The 4,092-nt window shown below is 70.8% G+C and carries 2 protein-coding genes; both read right to left on the bottom strand.

Features of this window, described 5'->3' with window-relative positions:
* Positions 1 to 117: 117 nt before the first annotated feature.
* Complete coding sequence (locus ACFTZL_RS42100; RefSeq protein WP_382595059.1) at positions 118 to 3,321, bottom strand: NB-ARC domain-containing protein; 3,204 nt, start codon at positions 3,319 to 3,321, stop codon at positions 118 to 120.
* 371 nt (positions 3,322 to 3,692) lie between these two features.
* Positions 3,693 to 4,070: a MerR family transcriptional regulator gene (locus tag ACFTZL_RS42095; protein WP_382595056.1), complete on the bottom strand. Its 378-nt coding sequence runs from the start codon at positions 4,068 to 4,070 to the stop codon at positions 3,693 to 3,695.
* Positions 4,071 to 4,092: the final 22 nt, after the last annotated feature.

Genomic DNA, 4,092 nt, shown 5'->3' with positions numbered 1-4,092 from the left:
CCTAGGAGTCGGGCCCCGTCTGCGGCGACACCGTCCGGACCGGCCGTGCCGGGTTGCCAGCGGTGGCCGCTTTCATGACGCCATCAGCACTGTGCACGAGACCGCCGCCCTCCTTCATCAGGGAGCTACGTACTCGAAGGCGAACAACCCCGCCGTCGTCCCCGCGAACAAGGCTCGACCGTCCGCGGACCAGGAACACGACCACACGCCACAGTCGGTGCGCATCATGGTCAGGACCTCGCCGCTCGAGGGGACGTGGATCCGTACGGTCTCATCCGCGCCGCCGGTGGCGAGGCAGGACCCGTCGGGGCTGAAGGCCACCGCTCGCACCGGCCCGCGGTGACCCTTCAGCATGCGCACCATGGCCCCGGTGGACGGGTCCCAGAGCCGCACCATCGTATCACTGCTGCCGGTGGCCAGAAACAAGCCGTCCGGGCTGAATGCCACCGAGTGCAGCTGGTCGGCGCGTCCCCGCAGGGTGCGAACCGTCTCGCCGGTGGCCATGTCCCACAACCGCAGTGTCTTGTCGCTACTGCTGGTCGCCAGACGGGCGCCGTCCGGGCTGAACGCCACCGCCAGCACCGCGCCCTGGTGTCCGCGCAGGGTGCGTGCGACCTCGCCGGTGACGGGGTCCCAGAGCGGCACAGCGGTGTCGCGATTGCTGCTGGCGACGCAGGAGCCGTCCGGGCTGGATACGACCGCGTACAACTGGTCGGTGCGGCCGGTCAGCGCTACCGGTGTGCCGCTGGACGTCGGGTCCCACGCCAGGGCGATGCGATCGTTTCCGCCGGTGACAAGGCGGGTGCCGTCCGGGCCGAAAGCCACAGTGAGCACCGCCCCACGATGCCCGGTCAGGGTCTGCACCGCCTGGCCGGTGATGGTGTCCCAGATCCGCACCACGGCGCTCTGGCTGCCGGTGGCGAGACGGGAGCCGTCCGGGCTGAAGCCCGCCGCCCGCACCGCCCCGGACAGATCGTGTGCGCCCTCCACTCCGCCTGGCCCCCAGATCCGCAGTGTGCGGTCATTGCTACAGGTCAGCAGGCGGGAACCGTCAGGGGTGAACACCAGCGCGCGCACCGGCCCGCGGTGGCCGGTCAGCACGCGCGGCGCCCGGACACTGATGGCAGGCCGGTCTCCCGACCTGTGGTCGGGGCCGAGAGGCACGATGCCCCAGATCCGTGCGGTCGCGTCCGCACCGCCGCTGGCCAGGAGCGCGCCGTCCGGACTGAACGCCACTGCGGACACGAGGCCCCCGTGACCAGTCGCCGTGTGCAGCATCTCGCCGGTCGCCGGATCCCAGATCCGCACCGTCGTGTCGCTGCCGCCGGTGGCCAGGAGGGAGCCGTCCGGGCTGAACGTCACAGCGAGGACCGGCCCGTCGTGTCCCCTCACGGTATGCACTGCCTGGCCGGTGACCGCGTCCCAGATCCGTACGGTCGCATCACGGCCGCCGGTGGCCAGCAACCGGCCGTCGGGACTGAAGGCCACAGCGCGTACCGGCCCGTGGTGGCCGGTCAGAGTGTGAAGGGCCTCCCCAGTGGCGGAACTCCACATCCGCACAGTCGTGTCGCGGCTGCTCGTGGCGATACGCGCACCGTCCGGGCTGTACGCCACCGCGTGCACCGGCCCGCGGTGGCCGGTCAGAGTGCGCATCAGGGCAGGGTCAGGCAGGTCCGGAGGAGGCCAGCGATCGAGGAGGGCGGGGGTGCCGGCGGGAAGCGGGCGGGCGGGCCAGTGCGAAGCGCTGGTGATGCGGCTGCGCAGGACCGTGTCGAGGGCGTGGGGCGGGGTGGTGGGGGTGAGCAGGTGGGCGGCTTGGGCCAGTTGGCGGGCCAGGGGCTGGGCCGGAGATCCCAGGCGGTCGAGATCGCGCCAGGGTGCGGTGGGACCACGCTGATGCAGGCGCGTGCGGACCCACCGGAAATCCCCTGCGAGGGTGAGTGCCTGTGCGGAACGGCGAGCGTCGAGGAAGTGCTCGATGAGATGGTCCAGCAGGTAGCCGACGGTAACCCGCCACCATGGCACCGCTCCGTCCTCGGCTACAGGCAGGGAGGCCGCGATGGCGTCGAGCAGAGCGGCGTTCGCGGTGCTCAGCCCCGCGGGACCCAGTTCCCCACGCAGGTAGTCGCGTACCACGTCGTGGACGGTGACGGCTCCGCCCGCCACCGTGGTCTCGATGCCGAGCAGCGACAGGTCGGCCATCTGCTTGCACAGGGCGCGGGTGGCGGTCTCGTCGAGGTTGCCGGTGGCGTGCCACAGCGTCGCCACCAGGCGCACGGGCACGCTCTCGTCCTCGGCGAAAACCCCGAGTTCGTTGAAGCGCTGCTCGGCCTGCTCGTGCCGCAGGAGCGTCGAGGCGGCGCGGATGCTGGCCCGTACGGCGGTATTGCGCTGGTCAGGGTTGTTGAGGTCGAGGGTGCCGTCGGGGTCCTGGACGGCGGGACCGTCAGCGCGCAGCCGCCGCAGGAGCGTTCTGGCCGCGGCGGTGGGATCGGCTCCAGTGGCTGTCTGATCGGCGAGGAACTTGTTCGCGATGCCCAGCAACAGCGCCCATCGTCCCGTCGCCTCAACCAGTTCCTCCACCACCTCGCGCCGCGGTGGGGCGGGGAGGCGGTGGGTGAGCAAGAGCCGGGCCTGCTCCACCGTCATACGGTCGACTTCGATCCGCACTGCGGCGGCCGGGAGCACATCGGCCCTGCGCGTGGTCACCAACCGGACACAGGACCGCTCGGCACCCCGCAGGAACGGGGTGAGCTGCTCTCGTTCCCAAACGTCGTCGATGATCAGCAGGGTGCGCGGCCGCCCTGCGAGGAGCGTGCCGAGATGAGCTCCGGCGCGCTCAGGTTCCGAACCGCATTCGGTGGTGTCGCCGGTGATCAGGCGGGTTTCCTCCGCGACCTTCGCGGCGATGGCCGCACGGCCGCGCACCTCCCGACCCATGGTGATCAGGTGAACGCCGCCCGGGAACCGGCGCTGCACCGAACGCTGGGCGGCCACGTATCTCGCCAGACTGGTCTTGCCGAACCCGCCGGCCCCGTGCAACCCGGCTGTGATCGCCACCGGAGCGCTGTTCCCCCTGCGCCCAGTACGCCTTCGGACGGCCTTGATGACGGCGGCCGCTTCGTCTCTGTTCACCCACCACTCCGGCACCTCGGGCGGCGCCGGACGACGGGGCGCAGCCGACGGGGCGCCAGGGACCGCCCGCAAGGAGACCACCAGGGCGACCAGTCCCGCCGCCGAGCCGAAGACACTCGCCACCGGGTCGGCGACACCCCAGCCATCACGCACCGCCGTCACCAGCAGCCAGACCACGGCCGCCACGCACACTGCGATTACGGCACGTGTCCCCCAGCGTCCCCGTGAACCCATGGGACCTGATCATTCCCTCTGGCACCGGATTGGTGCCAGCCCCTCACCACCGGACGACTGGCGCCAAGAAGCGGCCCGCGCCACGTCTGCGCGACAGTTCCACAAGAACTCGCCGCGAGGCAGGGCCTCCAACAGGGTGCCCTGGAGCATCAAACGAGCTTCACGGCCGACCAGCCGCGACTACCAGGAGATGTCCGTTCTCAGATCCTCCAGATCCAGAAATCGCGTCGGCCGCCCGACAACAGTTCCCCCTCGACGACTCCTCATCGCCCCAACCAAGACAGCGAGGTTGGATCGCTGATGAGACGTCTGGCCGACCGCGCCTACGGGTGCGTGTCCGTGATCGCGATGACCTCGTCGAGGTGGTCCAGAGTGGCCTGCAGGTCGTCGACCTTGGCCTGGATGCGCTCGCGCTCGGCTCGCAGCATGGCTCGTTGCCCGGCGTCGGTGTGCCCGGAGTCCCAGCACGGCAGGAGTTCGGTGATCCTTCGGCTGGTGAGGCCGGCGGCGAACATCTGCTGGAAGAAGCGGACCAGGGGGACGGCGTCCTGCCGGTACAGGCGCTGGCCGGACGGGCTGCGCTCCGGGACGAGCAGCCCTTGCTGCTCGTAGTAGCGCACGGCGCGCACTGAGACGCCGGCACCTCGTGCCACCTCGCCGATGCGGATCAACCGCTCGGCTGCGGCCACTGTTTCAGTCACGGTGATTCCTCTCACCCTGGCC

It is taken from the genome of Streptomyces sp. NPDC056948 (genome assembly GCF_042674225.1).
GTDB lineage: Bacteria > Actinomycetota > Actinomycetes > Streptomycetales > Streptomycetaceae > Streptomyces > Streptomyces purpurascens.
Note: the sequence above shows the minus strand (reverse complement) of the source record. Positions and strands in the feature narration are given on the sequence as shown.